This window comes from Microcystis sp. M20BS1 (genome assembly GCF_020245305.1).
GTDB lineage: Bacteria > Cyanobacteriota > Cyanobacteriia > Cyanobacteriales > Microcystaceae > Microcystis > Microcystis ichthyoblabe_A.
Genome location: NZ_JADBUZ010000117.1, coordinates 1 through 21001, shown reverse-complemented (window position 1 = coordinate 21001; position 21001 = coordinate 1). Strand labels below are relative to the sequence as shown.

General features: G+C 43.2%; 16 protein-coding genes. 7 read left to right on the top strand and 9 right to left on the bottom strand.

Annotated features, from left to right (window positions below):
* The first annotated feature begins 321 nt into the window (after positions 1-321).
* Entirely contained in the window at positions 322-2286 is a 1965-nt protein-coding gene (locus IM507_RS12700) for a serine/threonine-protein kinase (RefSeq protein ID WP_287637112.1), read from the top strand.
* Between the two features lie 130 nt (positions 2287-2416).
* On the opposite strand, the gene dxs is transcribed toward IM507_RS12700, so the two are convergent.
* The 5 genes from dxs to IM507_RS12675 form a co-directional block, all read right to left on the bottom strand.
* Positions 2417-4327, bottom strand: a complete 1911-nt coding sequence (gene dxs / locus IM507_RS12695) for a 1-deoxy-D-xylulose-5-phosphate synthase (protein ID WP_002737111.1) — start codon at positions 4325-4327, stop codon at positions 2417-2419.
* A gap of 73 nt (positions 4328-4400) precedes the next feature.
* Complete coding sequence (larB, locus tag IM507_RS12690) at positions 4401-5171, bottom strand: nickel pincer cofactor biosynthesis protein LarB (protein ID WP_024969506.1); 771 nt, start codon at positions 5169-5171, stop codon at positions 4401-4403.
* Positions 5172-5323: 152 nt separating this feature from the next.
* Positions 5324-7072, bottom strand: a complete 1749-nt coding sequence (locus IM507_RS12685) for a ribonuclease J (protein WP_069475725.1) — start codon at positions 7070-7072, stop codon at positions 5324-5326.
* A gap of 242 nt (positions 7073-7314) precedes the next feature.
* Positions 7315-8205, bottom strand: coding sequence for a 4-hydroxy-tetrahydrodipicolinate synthase (gene dapA / locus IM507_RS12680; protein ID WP_002735639.1), 891 nt, complete (start codon positions 8203-8205; stop codon positions 7315-7317).
* 225 nt (positions 8206-8430) lie between these two features.
* Positions 8431-9468 carry an aspartate-semialdehyde dehydrogenase gene (locus IM507_RS12675; protein ID WP_123230245.1) on the bottom strand — a complete coding sequence of 346 codons (1038 nt, stop codon included), beginning with the start codon at positions 9466-9468 and terminating at the stop codon, positions 8431-8433.
* 324 nt (positions 9469-9792) lie between these two features.
* Between IM507_RS12675 and tig the strand changes: the two genes are divergently transcribed.
* From tig to IM507_RS12650, 5 genes are all read left to right on the top strand, one after another.
* On the top strand, positions 9793-11187 hold the full coding sequence (tig, locus tag IM507_RS12670; protein WP_002736515.1) for a trigger factor: 1395 nt from the start codon (positions 9793-9795) through the stop codon (positions 11185-11187).
* 447 nt (positions 11188-11634) lie between these two features.
* Positions 11635-12336 carry an ATP-dependent Clp endopeptidase proteolytic subunit ClpP gene (gene clpP / locus IM507_RS12665; RefSeq protein WP_002736918.1) on the top strand — a complete coding sequence of 234 codons (702 nt, stop codon included), beginning with the start codon at positions 11635-11637 and terminating at the stop codon, positions 12334-12336.
* A 7-nt stretch (positions 12337-12343) separates the two neighbouring features.
* Positions 12344-13678 (top strand): ATP-dependent protease ATP-binding subunit ClpX, encoded by a 1335-nt coding sequence (gene clpX, locus IM507_RS12660; protein ID WP_002752154.1) that lies wholly within the window; start codon positions 12344-12346, stop codon positions 13676-13678.
* Between the two features lie 21 nt (positions 13679-13699).
* A complete protein-coding gene (locus IM507_RS12655) occupies positions 13700-13906 on the top strand; it encodes a hypothetical protein (protein ID WP_002737934.1) in 207 nt (68 codons plus the stop codon).
* Positions 13884-14192, top strand: a complete 309-nt coding sequence (locus IM507_RS12650; RefSeq protein WP_002736988.1) for a type II toxin-antitoxin system PemK/MazF family toxin — start codon at positions 13884-13886, stop codon at positions 14190-14192. The genes IM507_RS12655 and IM507_RS12650 overlap by 23 nt, the downstream gene beginning before the upstream one ends.
* Positions 14193-14407: 215 nt before the next feature.
* On the opposite strand, the gene IM507_RS12645 is transcribed toward IM507_RS12650, so the two are convergent.
* The 4 genes from IM507_RS12645 to IM507_RS12630 all read right to left on the bottom strand — a co-directional run bounded on the left by IM507_RS12645 (position 14408) and on the right by IM507_RS12630 (position 20027).
* Positions 14408-16159 carry a tetratricopeptide repeat protein gene (locus tag IM507_RS12645; protein WP_123230246.1) on the bottom strand — a complete coding sequence of 584 codons (1752 nt, stop codon included), beginning with the start codon at positions 16157-16159 and terminating at the stop codon, positions 14408-14410.
* A gap of 19 nt (positions 16160-16178) precedes the next feature.
* Positions 16179-17621 carry a hypothetical protein gene (locus tag IM507_RS12640; RefSeq protein WP_148045314.1) on the bottom strand — a complete coding sequence of 481 codons (1443 nt, stop codon included), beginning with the start codon at positions 17619-17621 and terminating at the stop codon, positions 16179-16181.
* Between the two features lie 10 nt (positions 17622-17631).
* A complete protein-coding gene (locus tag IM507_RS12635) occupies positions 17632-18849 on the bottom strand; it encodes a hypothetical protein (protein ID WP_123230247.1) in 1218 nt (405 codons plus the stop codon).
* Positions 18850-18911: 62 nt separating this feature from the next.
* A complete protein-coding gene (locus IM507_RS12630; protein WP_287637111.1) occupies positions 18912-20027 on the bottom strand; it encodes a hypothetical protein in 1116 nt (371 codons plus the stop codon).
* Positions 20028-20437: 410 nt separating this feature from the next.
* Between IM507_RS12630 and IM507_RS12625 the strand changes: the two genes are divergently transcribed.
* Positions 20438-21001, top strand: a 564-nt coding sequence (locus tag IM507_RS12625) for an alpha/beta fold hydrolase (RefSeq protein WP_287637110.1), incomplete at its 3' end; no start/stop codon positions are given.

Sequence of the window (21001 nt, the reverse complement as noted above, 5' to 3'; positions counted from 1 at the left end):
CTCTTAAATTATTACAGATATATCAGCAGCTGTTTGTAAGCATCCCTCCGAAAAACTAATGCACGGGGGGGTTTTCAGCTATTTATTCCGATAAATCGACTAAAAACGTTGCCAGATAAGGATTGGAGAGAATGACATTGGAGAGAGTGAAAGAACCCTAGGGAGCGTTGATTCATGAATCAACCTACAAACCACGACGTTTTGAAAAATGCAATATCTCTCTTCAATTTAATCATAACTACTTACTTATGATAAAATGCTATCAAGGTCAGGGAGGGAAAACTTGCAATTATTAACCCAATAAAATAACTGATAGCCGAGATGAAACCCTGTTACTGTATTAATCCCGATTGTTCTCAACCAGACCATCCGAGTAATAATAACTCGAATACTCGTTACTGTCAAAGTTGCGGCTCTGAGTTGTTGTTAAATGGTAAATATAGGGTAAGTCGGTTATTGAGTGATACGACTGGTTTTGGCGTTGTTTATGAGGCTTTTGAAGGTTTTACAGCCAAAATCCTCAAGGTATTACAAGAAAAATGGAATAATGAACCGAAAGCAGTGGAATTATTTAAACGGGAATATGACGTTTTATTAGAGTTGAGTCGTCAAAATGTCACCGGTGTTCCTCGCGCAGATGCCTATTTTCAATATTCCACAAGGGAGGGGAAAATATTACACTGTTTAGTTATGGAAAAAGTGGAGGGGATTAATTTAGAACAGTGGCTCAACCAGTATGATAAGTTAAGTCAAAAACGGGCTTTTAAATGGCTGAGAGAAATTACTTTAATTCTCGATAAAATTCATCAACAGAATTGGCTGCATCGAGATATTAAACCCCCTAATATCATGTTGCGGAATAGTGGCGAGTTGGTGTTAATTGATTTTGGCACAGCAAGGGAAGAAACCCAAACCTATCATCAAAAGGTAAAAGGTCAACAGGTGACAGGTATTACCTCAGCCGGATATACCCCCAATGAACAACAACATGGCCAAGCGGTGATTCAATCAGATTTTCATGCTTTAGGACGAACTTTTGTGCATTTATTAACCGGAAAACATCCCTTAGAAATTTATGATCCGATTAATGATGTTTTATCTTGGCGAGAAGAAACGGAAAATATTCACCCGTTATTGTTGGATTTTATTGATGAGTTGATGGGAAGATTGCCCAGAAATAGGCCAGCTAATACTAGGGTTATTTTACAGCGTTTGGATGAGATTGAACGGCAATTAAAGTTACTTCCTACACCTGTACAACCGGTTAAAAATAATAAGCTTAGAAATAGAATGATAGCTCTTGGTGGAGTTTTGTTATTAGGAGTAGGAATAACGCAAGTTTATGGTTATTTGAAATATAAGCAGTTTCCCGCCGGTCTTCAATCTATGCCTCCAACACCAAATCTAATGATAGCTCTTGGCGGAGTTTTGTTATTAGGAGTAGGAATAACACAAGCTTACGGTTATTTTAAATATCTAGAGTTTCCTGCTAGTCCTCAATTATTAATATCTGATTTATCTAGTCTTCGCTTCTTAGATAAAACCCTTACTGGTCATTCTAGCTCGGTTTTGTCAGTGGTATATAGTCCCGATGGTCGCTATTTAGCTAGTGGGAGTAATGGCAGAACTATCAAAATTTGGGAGGTAGCAACGGGAAAAGAATTGCGTACCCTTACTGGTCATTCTGACTCGGTTAACTCAATAGCATATAGTCCCGATGGCCGCTATTTAGCTAGTGGTAGTAGTGACAAAACTATCAAAATTTTGAAGGTAGCAGCGGGAAAAAAATTGCGTACCCTTACTGGTCATTCTCGCGGGGTTTACTCAGTGGTATATAGTCCCGATGGCCGCTATTTAGCTAGTGGGAGTTGGGACAATACTATCAAAATTTGGGAGGTGGCAACGGAAACAGAATTTTGTACCCTTACTGGTCATTCTAGCGGGGTTAGGTCAGTAGCATATAGTCCCGATGGCCGCTATTTAGCTAGTGGTAGTTCGGACAATACTATCAAAATTTGGGAGGTGGCAACGGGAAAAGAACTGCGTACCCTTCCCAGTCATTCTGACAGGGTTGAGTCAGTGGTATATAGTCCCGATGGCCGCTATTTAGCTAGTGGTAGTTGGGACAATACTATCAAAATTTGGGAGGTAGCAACGGGAAAAGAACTGCGTATTCTTACTGGTCATTCTTACCGGGTTTATTCAGTAGCATATAGTCCCGATGGCCGCTATTTAGCTAGTGGAAGTGGTGACCAAACTATCAAAATTTGGCGGGTGGGACAGTAAACTTGTGTTTGGGGTGACAGCAATAACTTTTGTCTATCAAAAATGAGCGCTGAAGATGATATTATCTAGAGCAAAAAAAAACAGTCTTCCCTAATTTTTCGGGAAAACTGGCCAAGCTAATCTTGAGATTTTAACCAACGTTAGCGGTTTGTTTTTGGCTAAAAAATGCCGCTAAAACCTGTTGGGCAATCTGGGGACTGGTTAAACCCAAATCAGCGAAAGATTCCTCTGGTTTTGCGTGGTCCACTAATTTATCGGGAACCCCGAAACGTTTGACTGGAACTAGAATATTAGCATCCTGTAAAGCTTCCAAAACCGCAGAACCAAAACCACCCATCAAACAACCTTCTTCTAAAGTCACCACCTTACCAAGACGTTGGGCAAGGGGAAAGATAAGTTCTGTATCAAGGGGCTTGACAAAACGAGCATTAACCACTGTGGCCTCGATGCCGTGTTCGCTGAGGATTTCGGCCACCTGTAGGGAAGTGTTGACCATCGTGCCGTATCCTAACAGGAGAACATCATCGCCACTGCGGAGAATTTCGCCCTTACCGATGGGTAAAGCTTCCCAACCCTCTTCCATCAGGGGAACCCCTAAACCGTTGCCCCGGGGGTAACGCATGGCAATGGGGCCGCTGGTATGATTAATCCCCGTTACGACCATTCTTTGCAGTTCTGCCTCATCTTTCGGGGCCATAATGGTCATATTGGGGATACAACGCAGGTAGGCGATATCGTACATCCCTTGGTGGGTCGGTCCATCGGCCCCGACAATACCGGCCCGGTCCATACAAAAGAAAACCGGTAGATTTTGAATGCAGATATCATGAATAATCTGATCAAAAGCCCGCTGCAGGAAAGTAGAGTAAATGGTGACAACCGGGCGCATTCCTTCGCAAGCAAGACCACCGGCGAGAGTAACCGCGTGTTGTTCCGCAATTCCCACATCGATATACTGTTTCGGCAGTTTTGCCTGAAATTTATCTAATCCTGTCCCGGTAGCCATGGCGGCGGTGATACCGATAATGCGCGGGTCATTTTCCGCTAATTTGGTGAGAGTATGCCCGAAAACTTTGGAATAAGCCGGAGGTTTCGGTTTACTGGAGGGAATCGGTTTACCCGTGGCTAAATTAAAGGGATTTTGGGCATGATAACCCACTTGATCTTTTTCGGCCCATTCGTAGCCTTTGCCTTTAACGGTGGCAACGTGGACGAAAACCGGTCCTTGGACTTTATGGGCCTGTTTAAAAGTGGCGATTAATTCGGGAATATTATGACCATCAATCGGGCCAAAATATTTAAAGCCCAATTCTTCAATGACAGCGCCGACTTTGGGAACTGCTAACCGTTTCATCCCTTCTTTGACTCGTTCCATTTCGGGGGTGAGGGAGTCACCGAAGAAGGGTAGGTGTTTCAATTGTTCTTCGAGATTATCGGCGATAAACTGGACGGGTTCGCTCAGACGCACTTTATTGAGATAGCGGGAAATTGCCCCGACGTTGGGGGAAATGGACATCTCGTTATCGTTGAGGATAACCATGATGTTGGTGTTCGGTAAATGTCCAGCATGGTTAATCGCTTCTAGGGCCATACCCCCGGTTAAAGCACCATCCCCGATGATCGATACTACCTTGAAATCTTCCCCCTTGGCATCCCGGGCTAAAGCCATTCCTAACCCCGCAGAAATGCTCGTGGAGGCGTGTCCAGCCCCAAAATGGTCAAATTTGCTCTCGCAACGCTTTAGATAGCCCGCAACGCCATTTTTTTGGCGCAGGGTGTGAAAATCGTTATAGCGACCGGTGAGGAGTTTGTGCGGATAAGCTTGGTGTCCCACGTCCCAAAGGACTTTATCGCGATCGAGATCGAGGGTTTGGTAAAGGGCGATCGTTAGTTCTACGACTCCTAACCCCGGTCCCAAATGTCCACCGGTAGCGGCGATCGTCTGGAGGTGTTTTTCGCGAATCTGACGGGCAATATCTTCTAATTGACGGAGTGATAAACCATGTAACTGGTTGGGATGAGTAATTTCACTTAGGTGCATATCGGCTTCTTTTTCAAAGTAGTTTATCCCTATACCAACTGTATAGGATTTTCAGTCTGAGATGAAGGAAAATCTAGGCTAATCTTGCCGCCGTGCGTAAAATTTGGCCGGCTAACATGGCAGCCCCAAAACCATTATCTATATTAACCACACCGATGCCGACCGCGCAGGAATTGAGCATAGTTAACAAAGGAGCAATACCGCCGAAACTGGTTCCGTAACCGATACTGGTGGGAACGGCGATCACCGGGCGATCAACTAATCCCGCTACCACACTTGGTAAGGCTCCTTCCATTCCCGCAACAACAATTAACACATCGGCGGCATCCAGTAGATGGCGATGATTCAAGAGGCGATGAATTCCCGCTACTCCCACATCCCAGAGACGCTGCACGGAAAAACCGCATAATTGAGCAGTAACCGCCGCCTCCTCCGCTACGGGAATATCGGCAGTTCCCGCCGTTAGGATGGAAATTATCCCTTTTGGGGGATTTTCTGGAGCGGCTGCGGCAATGGCACAGATGCGGGCTAAGGGATAATAAACTAAGTCTGTTACCTGTTCCTGTAGCTGGACTGCTATCTCTGCTTCAATGCGGGTGGCCATAACCACGGGACTATTTTGACGCAAAACATGGATAATTTGGGCGATTTGAGCGGTGGTTTTACCCGGCCCCCAGATAACCTCCGGAAATCCCGTCCTTAATTGACGATGATGGTCAATTTTAGCGAAGTCTTCCACCGGTTCAAAGGCCAGATGTTTAAGTTTATCTAAGGCTGTCTCCGGGTTAATTTCTCCCCTGGCAACGGCGGTCAGCAGCGATCGCAAATCGGCAGCATGGAACATGGTCAGTTATCAGTTATCAGTTATCAGTTATCAGATTTGAGTTTTAAGTGAGCAGTATGTGTTAAGTGACCAGTATTAAATAGCAGTTTCTTGCCATCTTTTCACTGTTTACTGATCACTGTTTACTGCTCACTGTTTACTGCTCACTGATATTAGGAGGCCATGGTAGCTGCGGGACGGCGGCGGCGATAAGTACGATTGTTCGCTGGTTCCGTTGCCGCCGCTTGCAGGAGGAAAATCACTAGAGGTTGACTCTTTAACTCCCGTTTGATTAAACGCTGCAAAGTCGTCTCGATTTCGGCCCGCAAACCGGCCCAATCTGGGTCCCCCGTGGCAGTTTTAAATTCACTACTGCGATCGCTTAAACAGCGTTCGATCGCCCGAATAATTAACTGATTCAGCAGCGGGATTTCCACTTTTGTGACCACACCGCGCAAATTAATCTCTGGAGGTGCGCTTAATTGTCCCTCACCGTTAACGAAGGATGCGATCGTAATCACACCATCTTCGGCTAACTGTTGTCTTTCCTGCATAATGTGTTCGTGGACCACACCCGCTTGATCGACTAACTCGATTCCCGAAGGCACTGGTGTGCCGATGGCAATGCGATCGCCAGTTAACTCGATCGTGTCACCATTTTTGACAATTACCATATTTTCGGCGGGAATCCCCATACTTTGGGCCATCTGAGCGTGTTTGACCAGCATTCGGTGTTCTCCATGCACTGGCACAAAAAACTTCGGCCGGGTCAAAGATAGCATCAATTTATGGTCTTCTTGGGAACCATGGCCAGAAACGTGAATTCCCTTATCGCGTCCGTAAACCACGTTAGCACCCTGCATCATCAGGCGATCAATTGTATTGACCACAGCGATGGTATTACCCGGAATCGGATTAGCGGAAAAGACAATCGTATCCCCCTGACGCACGCGAATATGAGGATGTTCACCCTTAGAAATCCGCGTCATGGCCGCTAAAGTTTCTCCCTGGGATCCTGTGGTTAAAATGACGATTTTTTCATCGGCTAAATTGCGGGTCGCTTTTAAGGGTTCAAATAGATCGTCGGGACATTTGATATACCCCAAATTACGCGCATGAGCGATGACATTTAACATCGATCGACCCACTACCACCACTTTCCGGTTAAATTTCTGGGCCAATTTCAACACCAGATTAATCCGATGCACCGAGGAAGCAAAGGTAGTGATCATAATCCGTCCCGTTGCTTGGTTAAAAACCCGCTCTAAACCGGGATAAACGGAAGCTTCCGAGGGAGTATAACCGGGTACTTCCGCGTTAGTGGAATCACTCAATAAACATAGCACCCCTTTCTCGCCATGTTCGGCAATTTTTTGCAGATCAAAGAATTCGCCATCGACGGGAGTATGGTCAATTTTAAAATCTCCTGTGTGAATAACTACCCCTAAAGGAGTGTGAATTGCTACACAAAAACTATCGGCGATCGAGTGGGTATTGCGGATATATTCCACCATGAAAGATTTACCTAAACGCACCATTTGCCGAGGAGCAACGGTTTCTAATTTGGTACGATTTGCCAATCCTGCTTCTTCCAATTTATCCCGCAATAAAGCCATCGCTAGACGCGGACCGTAGATAATTGGTACATCAAATTGTTTGAGATGGTAGGGAATGCCACCGATATGATCTTCGTGACCGTGGGTGACGATCATACCCTTAATTTTATGGCGATTTTCTCTTAGATAAGTCATATCGGGAAGCACTACATTGACCCCGTGCATATCATCGGAAGGAAAAGCTAAACCAGCATCCAGGAGAATAATCTCATCATCGTATTCAAAAACACAGGTGTTTTTGCCGATTTCGTGTAATCCTCCTAGGGGAATGATCTTTAGTTTTGCTTGGGTTTTATCTTGACTCATTAGGTATCCTTTGATGGTAAGTTATGGTGATTTTTCAGGTTGGTTTTGTGGACGGGAAATCTCAAAAAATGAATAGTTAGAATAAGTCGAACTAGGTAAACAACACCTAGTTAAATTCACTTAGTATCAATACTTTCTGGCTGTTCTAAACTATATTTCTTTTCTTCTAGTGAAGCTATTAATATTATAACCTACTTTCTCGAAAAATCCCAGTTTAGTGGGCAAGAATTTCTAGTATTTTTCTAGATTAAAGCCAATTCTTGCATGATTTTTGCTAATCCTTCTTCTAACTCTGGACTTAAGGAACATAAAGGAAGTCTTAGACCCCCCACTTCCCAACCGACTAGATTTAAGGCCGCTTTAATTGGAATTGGATTAGTGGCACAGAATAAACCTTTAAACAGGGGAAATAATTTCAAATTAATCTCGATCGCTTTGGCCGCATCTCCAGTTAAGAAAGCTTGAATCATTCCTTGAATTTCTTCTCCCACCAGATGACTAGCAACACTGACCACCCCCACCGCACCACAGGTCATTAGGGGTAAGGTGAGAAAATCATCGCCGGAATAAATAGCGAAATTTTCAGGAGTATGACAGTAAATCTTACAGGTTTGTTCTAAATTACCACTAGCTTCTTTTACCGCCACAATATTATCAACTGCTGCCAGTTTAATAATCGTTTCCGGGGTCATATTTTGACCAGTACGACCGGGGATATTATAAAGCATTACTGGCAGATCGGGACAAGCTTTGGCAATGGCGCGAAAATGCTCATATAAACCCTCTTGGGGTGGTTTATTGTAGTAGGGAACCACTTGTAAAGAACCATCTAAACCCAGTTTAGCAGCCTGTTGGGTCGCTTCGATCGCTTCGGAAGTGGAATTAGAACCCGTCCCCGCGATCACTTTTCCCCGACCATTAACCGCTTTTTTGACAATACTAAATAGTTCGTATTCTTCCTGCCAACTTAGGGTGGGTGATTCTCCCGTCGTCCCACAGACCACTATACCATCGCTACCGTGAGTAACTAGATAATCGGACAATTTTTCCACCAGGGCATAATTAACTTGACCCTCGACGGTGAAGGGTGTCACCATCGCCGTAATTACTCGTCCAAAATATGTTTCACTCATTGATTCAGTTATCAGTTATCAGTTATCAGTTATCAGCTTCTCAAGGCAAGAGGCAACAGAAAGAATCTAGCAATCCTCCTACCTAAAAAGTAGGTTTTAGGTTCGGCCTTTATTATCAGTTTTTGAGCGATCAGCAATCAGCTTTCAGACTTTACTTATCCGGTTAATTAGCGATTTTTCTAGTTATCATTGCCTTGATCTAGCTGATGGCTGATAGCTTAATTATCAAACTGTTGCTAATCTTGAACCGACGAGATTTTTCTTAACTAAAAGTTCGGCAATTTGTACAGCATTTAAAGCCGCACCCTTGCGAATTTGATCGCCGCATAGCCACAATTCTAGACCGTTAGGATGGGAGATATCTTGACGAATGCGTCCCACTAATACTTCATCGCGACCGGTGGCATCAATTGGCATGGGAAAATAATTAGCGTCCCAATCTTCCACTAATTTTACCCCCGGAGCAGACTCAAGAATTTCTCTGGCCTTCACCACAGAAAAAGGCCGACTAAATTCTAGGTTAACCGATTCCGAATGGGCCCGCAGCACGGGAACCCTCACACAGGTGGCACTAACCCGCAGCTCTGGACAAGCAAAAATCTTGCGGGTTTCGTTGACCATTTTCATTTCTTCCTCGCAGTACCCTTGACCATTAATCGGGGTATTGTGGGGAAAAAGATTAAAAGCGAGGGGATAGGGGAAGGAATTAGTGGGAGGTTGCCGATTGTCAAGAATTGCTTGTGCTTGCTGTTTTACCTCCTCCATGGCTCGCGCTCCAGCACCACTAGCGGACTGATAAGTAGAAACTACTACTCGCTCGATCGCCTGTACTTGGTGGAGAGGCCAGATCGCCACTCCTAAAAGAATTGTCGTACAGTTGGGATTAGCGATAATGCCCCGGTGATTGTCCACACTGTCGGGATTGATTTCTGGGACAACTAAAGGCACTTCGGGATTCATGCGAAAAGCACTGGAGTTATCGATAATCGTCGCACCGGAATCGACAATAGTTTTCGCCCAAGCTTTCGAGGTGGACCCCCCCGCAGAAGCGAGAACTATATCCACGTCCTGAAAAGAGCGCTCGTTTACCGCTTCGATTAGGAGACTTTCGCCCCGAAAATCGAGGGTTTTTCCAGCAGAACGCTCGGAAGCCAGTAATTTTAGACTAGCGAGAGGGAAATGACGACTAGCTAATAATTCTAGTAATTCCGTTCCCACGGCCCCAGTGGCCCCTAAAATAGCGACCCGTACTTTTTGACTCAAATTGTGTGACCTCCTGACGAGTTGGGTGATGATGATGATCCGAAGAAATCGTTAAAATAAAAAATCTTTTTTGTCCACCGAGTTATTCTCAAGCTTGGATTGATCGGCTTTTGATCAGCAAAATTTTCTGATTGGGCTTAACTGCCCCAAGGACGGAATAAATTAAATATACCCCATTGACCGCTAAAATAAAAAGATTGTGAGAGCTTGGGGAGCAACTGCAGCTATTCCCCTAGAATATCATGAGCGGGACGGATCCACCGCAGGCGTAAACACCGCTCACCCTATTATAAACGTTCCTTGTCGTAAGAGCTAGAAAAATCAATGAAAGTTATTCAGGAAAAGCTTCCTGCCAGTCAGATAGGTTTAGAAATTGAAATTCCCGCCGAAACCACGAAAAACACCCACGAGAAAGTGGTAAATAATTTAGCGAAGTCGGCCAATATACCCGGTTTTCGCCCCGGTAAGGTTCCCCGTCAGATTCTTCTGCAAAGATTGGGTTCTAAAGCTGTAAAAGCGGCGGTAATTGAGGAATTAATCGAAAATTGTCTCGAATCTGCCCTAAAACAGGAGGGGATCGAGTCCCTGGGTACTCCGCAGCTATTGTCTAAGTTTGAGGATTTGATCGCTGCCTATGAACCGGGTAAAGCTTTGACTTTTTCAGTTTCCGTGGATGTGGCCCCGACAATTATTCTCGGAGATTACGAAAATCTGAGCGTTACTGCCGAAAAAACCGTTTATGATCCCGAATCCGTGGAAAATTGGTTTAAAGAGCGTCAAGAACAGTTAGCGACATTGGTTCCCGTGGAAGATCGCGGGGCGCAGCTAGGAGATGTGGCGATCGTTGATTATCGGGGAAAATCCGCCGAAACTGGCGAAGATATCCCAGATATTGACGGCGAAGATCTGCAGGTGGATATGGAAGCAGGACGCTTTATCGAGGGGATGGTGGAAGGAATTGTCGGCATGAAACCGGAAGAAGTCAAAGAGATGACTTTAACTTTCCCAGAAGATTATCCCAAAGAGGATGTGGCAGCAAAAGCGGTAATCTTTACCATTACGATGAAAGAGTTAAAAGCGAAGGAATTACCAGAGCTTGACGACGATTTTGCCCAAGAAGTCAGCGATCAGGAAACAATCGCCGAATTAAGAGCAAGTTTAGAGAAACGCTTCCAAGAACAAGCGGAGAAGGAAACCAAAGAAAGCATTTATGACGCTTTAACCAAGGAATTGGTCAAAGGTGCGACTTTAGATTTACCGGAGACGCTGATCGAAAAGGAAGTGACGCATATTTTGACCCAAAGCTTCATGGAATTTCAACAAATGGGGCTAGATGTCAACCAGTTGTTTACAAAAGATAATATTCCCAAAATGCGGGAAAGCACCCGTCCTGATGCGATCGAAAGTCTAAAAGAGACTCTCGTGGTGCAAGAATTGGCTAAAGTCGCAGGCATTGAAGTCAGTCCCGAAGCGGTAACGGAAAAAATCGCTAATATCATGGCCCAATTGTCCGATCGCGACATAGATAGGCAGCGTCTGGAACAGGTGATCACCGAAGAAATGCTGGCGGAAAACACCCTAGAATGGCTGAAAGAAAAGGCTACTATCACCCTCGTCCCCAAAGGTTCCCTAGAGGAAGAAACAAGCGAGGAGGAGGAAACAGAAGAAACCTTCGCATTCACCGAAGTGGAAGTGTTGGCAGCCGAGGAAGAACCGTAAGGAGTTAGCAGTCGTGTTGGGGTGTTGGGGTTTTAGGGTATTGGTTGAATTCCCCCATCCCCCCATTTCCTGATAACTCAGCAATTCTAAATTTGCGCTGTAGCAAGGGTTTCAGATTTTAGTTCACGTAATACGGGGTAAAATTCAACGGGATTAACAAGTTCATTTTACGAGTCTTCAGGCTTTTAGGCATGATAGTACACTCAGAATTGCCCCAAAAACCCCCTTTTAAATGTTCTTTAAATCCCTAAAAGGCTTGCTGTGTCTAAAACTGATAACTGATAACTGATAACTGATCACTGATAACTGATCACTGATTCCTGCCAACCGGGGAAAACTTAGGGCATAATAGATGGACAGAAGTGCTAAAGATGCTTAACATTTGCCAGTCAAAGCTCCACAGCCAAGCAAAAACCCTAAGATTGTGATAGCGGAACCGAAAAAATTATGCTCGAATCGAGATCACCTGACTACCCAATTACCAGTAATTGTCGCCCTGCTATCTACGCCAACACGGGGAGAAACTCCCTAGCTAACGTTTTACCCGTGGTAATCGAACAGTCTGGCATGGGTGAACGGGCTTTTGATATCTATTCTCGACTCCTGCGCGAGAGAATTGTCTTTTTGGGAACTCCCGTCGATGATCAGGTCGCTGATTCGATCGTCGCCCAACTCCTCTACTTGGAGGCAGAAGATCCCGAAAAAGATATCCAACTCTATATCAACTCCCCCGGCGGTTCCGTTTATGCCGGACTAGCTATCTACGACACCATGCAACAAATTCGCCCCGACGTGGCGACAATTTGTTTCGGTTTAGCCGCTAGTATGGGAGCATTCCTGCTTTGTGGTGGCGCGGCAGGTAAACGGATGTCCCTACCCAGTAGCCGGATCATGATTCACCAACCCCTCGGCGGCGCCCAAGGTCAAGCTAGTGATATCGCCATCCAGGCCAAAGAGATCCTCTATATTAAACAGAGACTCAATACCATGCTGGCTCACCACACCGGTCAACCCTACGATCGCATCGCCAACGACACCGAACGGGACTTTTTCATGTCGGCCGTCGAAGCCAAAGAATATGGGTTAATCGATCTGGTGATTTCCCGTCCCGAACTGCCCGATCCTACCGTTCCCGTTACTTCCCTGTAAATAAACTATGTCTAAGTACGACTCCCACCTCAAGTGTTCATTTTGCGGCAAATCCCAGGAACAAGTGCGAAAATTAATCGCCGGGCCGGGGGTCTATATCTGTGACGAGTGTGTGGAACTGTGTAACGAAATTCTCGATGAGGAATTAATGGAACCGCCCAGTCCGGTCGCCCCAGTGGAGGAACGTCCCAACAAACGGCGATCGGGCCAAAACAAAACCACTTGGGAACAAATTCCCAAACCAAGAGAGATTAAAAAACACCTCGATGACTACGTTATTGGTCAAAATGAGGCGAAAAAAGTGCTTTCGGTGGCCGTTTATAACCATTACAAACGCCTCAAAGATATCCAAACCCAAAAAGCCGGTGGTGGTAGTCCAGAAGATAGCATCGAACTGCAAAAATCCAATATTCTGTTAATTGGTCCCACAGGATCGGGAAAAACCCTTCTAGCTCAAACTCTGGCTAAAATCCTCGATGTACCTTTTGCTGTCGCTGATGCCACCACTTTAACCGAGGCTGGTTATGTGGGGGAAGATGTGGAAAATATTCTCTTGCGTCTGTTACAAGTGGCAGATTTAGACGTGGAAGAAGCGCAGCGGGGCATTATCTACATCGATGAAATCGATAAAATTGCCCGTAAGAGCGAAAATACCTCGATTACCCGGGATGTGTCCGGAGAAGGGGTACAGCAAGCTTTACTGAAAATGTTAGAGGGAACGATCGCCAATGTTCCCCCCCAAGGCGGCCGCAAACACCCCTATCAGGATTGTATTCAGATTGACACCAGCAATATCCTGTTTATCTGCGGTGGGGCGTTTGTCGGTTTAGATAAGGTGATCGATCAGCGTCTCGGTAAAAAATCCATGGGCTTTATTCAACCGGGAGATGGCCAAGCTAGTAAGGATAAGGTAGCGGCAGGGTTATTAAAACAAATGACTCCCGATGATTTAGTCAAATTTGGCATGATTCCGGAGTTTGTCGGTCGGATTCCCGTCCTAGCTGCGCTTTCACCCCTGGATGAGGAAGCTTTAATCGCTATCCTGACGCAACCCCGCAACGCTTTGGTGAAACAGTATCAAAAACTGTTGAAGATGGACAATGTACAGTTAGAGTTTAAATCTGATGCCGTCCTAGCGATCGCCCAAGAGGCCTATCGTCGCAAAACTGGGGCCCGGGCCCTACGGGGTATTGTCGAGGAATTAATGCTCGATGTCATGTACGAATTGCCCTCGCGCAAGGACGTGAAACGCTGTTTAATCACCCGCGAAATGGTGGAAAAACGTTCCACGGCAGATCTATTGGTTCATCCTTCCTCTCTACCCAGTCAAGAATCCGCTTAAGGGGAAAAATCGAGGTTAACCATGCTCAATACCGTTCCCGCAATTGTCAAAGAAGGCCGGATCGAACTCCTCGAATCCGTGCCGATTCCAGAGGGTACTAGGGTTTTAGTCACCCTCATCCCGGAGGAGACAAACTCGGATTTCTGGCAAAAAGTCAGCGAAACTGCACTGGCTAAGATTTGGGATAATCTGGAAGACGACATCTATGAACGATTACTCGAAGCTTGAAATCGTTCTCGTTCGTTATCCTTTTTCAGATTTAGCGGACGCTAAAATCAGACCGGTTATCATTGTTAGTTCTCCTCACCGTTCACGGGATGTTTTTCTGGTTCCCCTTACCAGTCGCATCAATAATTTACTGGAGGGCGAGTTTTTGCTGGAAGATTGGGAGAACGAGGGATTGAATGTACCGACGGCCGTTAAGCGGGGGATATACACAATCCAACAAGATTTACTCCTTAAGAGAATCGGACGACTATCGGACACAGATGCGCGACGTTGGCAAAACTCTTGACGAGGATGGCTAAATAACCTGAGTTTGGGATAAGCTGAAACCCTTATGCTATCCTAGCCAGTCAACTTGATTCTTTTGCGGAAGTCATAACAAAATCGCCCTGACCCGAACAGGTGTTAAGTAAATCCCGACTACCAAATCCTTGTCAGATTAAGTATTGCCTATTGCAGGCAAGCTTGGCAATGGTTTGGGATGCAAACCTTGAACTCTTTCTCTCATTCACAGTCAGCAAGGCAGTCTAGTTTCAATTTCGCTAGGATTTCTTTTTTTGACTTGTCGGCTTCAGCTAAGGCTTTCCCCAGTAAATCTAAAACTTCTTTTGCTTCTTTAACTTCTTCTAATTCAGGACTATGTTTCATAGCATCTTTAAGATCAATGACGGCTACAGAGAGAAGTCCACATATTTTGGGAGCGTATTCTTTTTCAACGTATTTTTCTTGTATTCTATCTATCCCTTTTTTATACTCTTGCAGTGCCAGCTCATAACGTTTACTGCACATTAATGCTAACGATAGATCAAACTGAAGGGAAAGTTGTATCGGGTCTTCCGTTTCCAGTAAAGATAAAGCTTGAACAAAAAACCTAGCCGCTTCACTATAGTTAGCTTGCCTGTATTCGCACCAACCCACTAAATCAAAGTAAAATTCATCTGTCCTTTGTTTTGCTTCTTCTATAATTTTCTGGTATTCATCCTCTGCTTTTTTTCGATTTCCAAGGAGATAATAGGTTTCAGCAATTCCCTTATGTACCCAGAGATTGCTTGAATTAATCTGGAGAGCCGAGGTATAAGCTTGTTGCGCTTCTTTGATTCTTCCGAGTTTAGATAAAGCTAATCCTTGAAGATAAAAAATTTGCTCGTATTGGGAATCGCGTTGAATAGCTTTATCAAGAACTTTAACCGTCTGTTCATACTCAGCAATATCGACTAAAATTTCTGCTTGTAGTCCCAAGAGAAAAGTATAGTCAGGCTTGGGAAGTTTTAAGGCATGATCTAGGACCTGTAAAGCTTCGGGATAGCGATCTAGTTCAGCTAAAGCGATCGCTCTGTTTTCCATGATTGTTGCGTTCTGAGGCTCAAACTTGAGGGCTTCATCAAGAACATCGAGCGCTTCTTGGTATCGTTCTAGCTGACATAAATTATCCCCTAAATCTTTATATACCCCATATAGTGTTGGCTCTCTTTTCACAGCCTCTTGTAGATTTTGTACTGCTTTTTCGTATTCCCCCATTTCAGACCAAGTTTTGCCTAATTCAGCATAAGCCCAAGCTAGACTATGATCAAGGGTAATAGCTTGTTGTAGGCTTTTAATTGCCTCTTCGTTACATCCTAGATTTCGTAATGCCATACCTTTCCAGCCTAAAGCCAAGGCAGCGTTTGGGTTTAATTCCAAAGCTTTATTTAGCACTTCTAGGGCTTCAGTATAATTTCTTGACCGGCAGTATTGAGAGCCGATCCTGCTTAATCCTTCTGCTAATATGGCTAAAGTTGGAGTATCTTGCGGTTTATTTTGTTCGGCTTGTTTGAAAAAGTCGTAAGCTTTATCATAATCTTTCGATTCCAAGAATATTATCCCTTGATTGAGCAACGCTCCAATATTATTAGGCTTTAGCTCTATAACTTGTTCAAAGCATGACAGTGCTTCATTATTCCGTCCTAATTGTCGGAGTATTTCTCCTTTAAGAAGTAGAAAATCAGCATTATGAGTTAGGGGTGTGACATCATGCTTCAGAGCGTTCAAGGCAGTCTCGACAATCCCCAAAGCATCTTCGTATTGTTGAGCTTTTAACAGATCTAATGCTAAATTTTGGTATAAGGGAAGGATATTTTGTATTTTCCCCTTAAGAACCCGTCCTAAAGATTGCGCTGCTTCAGTCAGGAACGCGGGGGCAGGTTTATTAAAAGAGCTATAGGAAAGAATATCCTTGGATAGTTCTTCCAGTTTTTTTTGGCTATCTGTTGTTTCCATTTTTTGGTTCTCCTAGTGATTACTTATTTTTTTTTATAGAAGACATGGACGAATGCTGCTTTGCGGATTTTTGCGACTCTCTTTGTGTTTTAGAAGTCAGTCCTTTCCATAAAGAAATAGCTGTCTCCGCAATTATGTCTATATCTTGATGATTTTTCAGTCGTTCATTCCAAGCTCCATTGAGAATATGGCGTAGGTCTTGCCCTATGTTTAAATTAGGATCTTTAATTTTATTCTGCCAATCATCACGAATGTTTATCCATTCTCCATGAGGATAGAGGACAAAGGTAACATCTTTAAAAGTATTCCATACCTGTTCAACCTTTTCTTTGATGGTTTGGTCATCCGACAAACAGGAAATAGATGAACCAGTCTGCTGAATATATTCCTGCCAAGCATTTTCTAGCTGCTTAATAATTTCGCTATAAGGGTCTAGACCTTTTCCAAGAGCGTGTTCATTCATCCTGTTTAACATGGTCAGGATAACTGAGTATCTTTCCAGTGCAGAGGGCATCTGTTTAGGTCCTTGAATATCTAAGCGAAGTAAGATAACAGCACAAGCATAAGCCGGTCCAAGAATAAAGGTAGCAAAAGCATCAACGACAAGATGTCGATTTTTGGGTTCAGCGCCGTCAATATATTGTCTTAAAGCTGGAATCTTGCGCACTAAAATATATCCATATTCGCTGATAACCAAAGGCAATGTCCAAATTGTCCATTCAGGGAATCCCACACGAATCAGACCAGCCGGAGAATTTTCTCGGGCTTCATGACGGGCAGGAATTGTTAAAGAATATTTAATAGGACCTTTCAATATCGGATATTCTGTTATTTGAGATATCAGATTATCAGCAAAATTACAAATTTCTGAGTCTAGTCCAGCCCCTCGCATTGCTAAACCACTTAGAAATTCAATATACTCGGTAAAGATTTTTTGACTGTCTTCATCTATTTGTCTGACCTCATCCCAAAGCGAGTTGATAGACTCTCCGTTATTCTCCTGTTGTCTTTCTAATTCGCCCTGAGCCGTGTATATCCTTTCAAGTAATGTCTCTATTTTCCCACTCACTTCTGTTTCTAGTAGCTTTTTTAACCAAATTTCTGTTTTTTTACTTTGCTCTTCAAGACTCTTTATTTGGTCTTTTATTTCTATTAAACTTGTATTGAGTTCTTGCACTTTAGATTCAACTGTATTCGCCTGTGTTCTAGAAGTATTATATGGCTCTATTAGTTTATCAGGGAAGGTTATTGTTTGACAAAAATCTTGAAGAAAATTTTTGATAACACCACAATTCCTAAGTATTTCGCTCGGCAACAAATAGATTACTTCTATAGAACTTTGCAATGTCTCTATATTCTGTTGTTGTTCTTGAAAAAATTTAAAGGTTTTTAATCCACCTTGAATTCCTTCAAGATTTCTTTTTAAGGTGTCCAAATGTATTTGCAAAATTAGATTTCTCATAATAGCCTTCTTAGAGTTGTCCCTCATTAATAATTTTATGACATAAATTAATTGCCTTTTCACTGATATCGTCTTGGGGTTTAGAATCGAGCCAGCGACATATACAAGCAGCATTTAAGACATCAATCAATTGATAATCATAATAATTAATCTCATTTTGTTCACTGAGGCAAAGGTAATTAGACAAACTTAAAGCGCGAAGCCAGTCCTCTTTAGTATAGCGAACATTAGAGACTTCCTGCATAAGAGTACTATACATTTTATCTAAGCGATCACTGAGCAACTTAGTTGTTTTTTCCTCTCTTTTTGCCTTTAGTCCAGAAATAGTAATGGTTGATTCTTCCAATTTATTCAAACTGACGTGCCAGCTTTCTCTGAGTTGCCTTATAAGATGTTGGTAATTAATGCCTTGGTTTTCTCCGGGCAATGTGTTCATTTTTTCTAGGGTTTTAAGAATGATATAAACGCGCTTGACATTACTAGGATGGATCTCTCCGTCTTGGCTTTGATTAGGGTTGAATTTTAGGAGGATACTGGTGAATGCAAAAGCCGGACCTAAACTATAGGTGGCAAATATGTCAGCTAGGTGTTCATAGAGATAATCTTCTTCCTTTTTCTTTTCATCTTCAGTTGAATTTTGTTTCCCCTCCTGTTCTATGATCTCTTTAATAAAATCTCTCTGCCCTTTTCTATCTTTGATTCTTTTTCTTAACTCCCTACCAACGAAATGTCCAAACTCATGACCAACTATTGGTAAGTTCCAAATTGTAAATTCGGGAAAACGTAAACGGATAATTTCAGTCATGTCGGCGAAAAAATCACCTTCGCCTAAAATAGTCATTCGCGTCCACGGGATGTCGCTTCTGGAACTCAGATCAGCTAATATTTTATCTGCTATTGTGCAGACACCATTATCCAACTGAGCTTGGCGTATTAAAGCTCCTCCCAAACAAGCTAGAAATTCCTCGAAAATCGCGTCACATTCCTTTCGGTCTGCCTGTAAATCTTTCCAGACAGTGTTTAGTGCATCATCTGGAACAGAATTAGCCAATTTTAACGCAATTTCTAGTCTTCTTTCCCATTTGTTAAGTAGATTGTGGAAACGGCTGTCAATGGCTTGACGAAGCTCACTGTGAATCAAACTGTTAGAAAGTAGAATTCTTCGGGTTCGTCTTAGATCGTCTTGAAGTCCCTTGATTTGATCGATTAAATTTGAACGCTCATCCATGATTTCTCTGTTTAAGGTGGATAGTTTTGCTTTTATCTTGTTGCCAAAATATTCTTTGCAACTTAGGTTAAAGTATCGACAATTATGCCAACTCCTCTCACTAAACTAATTCCTCCTCTTGAGTCGGTGTAATCTATTCCACGAAAAATCACGAACAACAGCAGCAACCAATATAAACCAATAATTACTTGTAGTAAAGTTGGATCTGGCCAAAAGTGTAGCAATAAAGAGACAGAGAATGTTACTATGACTAAGCCCCCAACAATTTTCATCTCTTTGGTAAAGTTATTTTTTAGTTCCTTTAACTCATTACTACCGTCAATTAGGCTTTGTTCGTTTAAGTTTTGTAACAATTTTTCGTCTCTGCGGCTGCGAACATCTTCAACACCAAACGCCCAAGCTATGCTTTGTTCCAGAGGAGACCCAGATTCTTTAAATTTATCCCAGATTTCTTTGGCGGTGTTCTTGAGATTATCGATAAAGCTTCCGAGATTCGCCTCACCTAACAGTCGGAGCAGAGAATTGAAGGCTTCTTTTATAAACTGTACCCCCTGTTTAATAAGTCGTCCCACTTCGGATAATTGGTTAAGTATGTCAGAAGCAAGTCGAGTTAGCAGATCGCCTATGTTGAGCCTGTCTGTGTTTCTTGATAACTCATCAAAAATTGAAGTGGCGACGTTTGCTGCTTCATCAACAAAAGTGTTTAGGGCTTCCTCTGAATCCTTTCGGAAAATTTCACGGGTATTTCTGTTGTCACTTGTACTTGAATCCTCAGCAAAATTTGCTAAAGTTTGTTTGATGTGTTGGGCTGTCTCCTCTAGTTGTCGAAGGGTTTGTCGCAAAATCTCTGGATCTTGTACTTCCCCTGTTTCCCCAAGTGCCTGTCCCGATGCAATTAATACGTTGGCAACCTGAATGTCATTTAGGACACTGACTAGGGTTCCTTGAACTGCTGGTTCCTTATCGGCTTTTTCAGATTCTAGTTCAGAGAACATGAAATTACGGTAGGTTGTCCCTTCATTGCCGTAGTCCTGAGCCGCTCGTTCTAGGTTATCAATGGCAAACTGACGCATCTCTTCTGGTTCATTGAAAAGCGCCTGTAGTTGCTGTCCCGCTTGGACAACAGATTCCGCACGTTCTAGGTATTGATTAAGTTCGTCTTCATAAAAGGCTACCATACAAATTTGATAAATTACAGCACAATTAATAAATTACAGCACAATTAAATTAAAGCACAATATTCTCTTTTGTTTTGTAAAGATTAGCAACACAACCTTCTTATGCCTTGAGCGCATTTTCTTAACAATCATGAAAAGTAAGTATAGCAACGGTTTCGGCAATTTCCTTAACAAAGCGTCAGTTCGGGTTAAGGCGACCTTGCCATGACTTCCACCACGAAAGAAACGGGTTTTCAGGCTAGATTAGCATAAGGGTTTCAGGGGTGCATCTGTTGTTTTGCAAAAACATCTGGAAAAACTTCTGGGCATTTCACGGTTAACCTACAAGAAACGTATAATCATCTCATAAAACAGCTTTATCCCCCTACCAGACTACCCATCCGACCCCTAATCGCTAATCGTTAACTATCATGAAAACTCAAATAATCGATCAAACAATCACTGTTCGCGGTGTTCCCCACTATTACGAGTGGATTCGACAGTCGGAATCTGCCCAAAAAAAGCCGGTGATGGTGTTTATTCATGGTTGGGGAGGATCGGGACGCTATTGGCGATCAACAGCTGCGGCAATTTGCGATCGCTTTGATTGTTTATTGTACGATATGCGGGGTTTTGGTCGGTCTAAATTGCCGGAAAAATCCTCCGATCTTTCCTACGATTTAGAAGAATATGCCCTTGATTTGGCCTTGTTTTTAGATAGTTTGGAAATTGAAAAAGTCTATCTTAATAGTCACTCTATGGGGGCATCGGTGGCGACTTTTTTTATTACTATGTACCCCGAAAGAGTGGTCAAAGCAGTTTTAACCTGTAATGGCATTTTTGAGTATAATAAAGCGGCTTTTGCTGCCTTTCATAAATTCGGTAAGTATGTGGTACAGTTTCGTTATGATTGGTTTTTAAAAGTACCTTTTGCCGATCGATTATTTATGGCGAGATTTTTGCATCGATCGATCCCAAAATCAGAAAGAATTGCT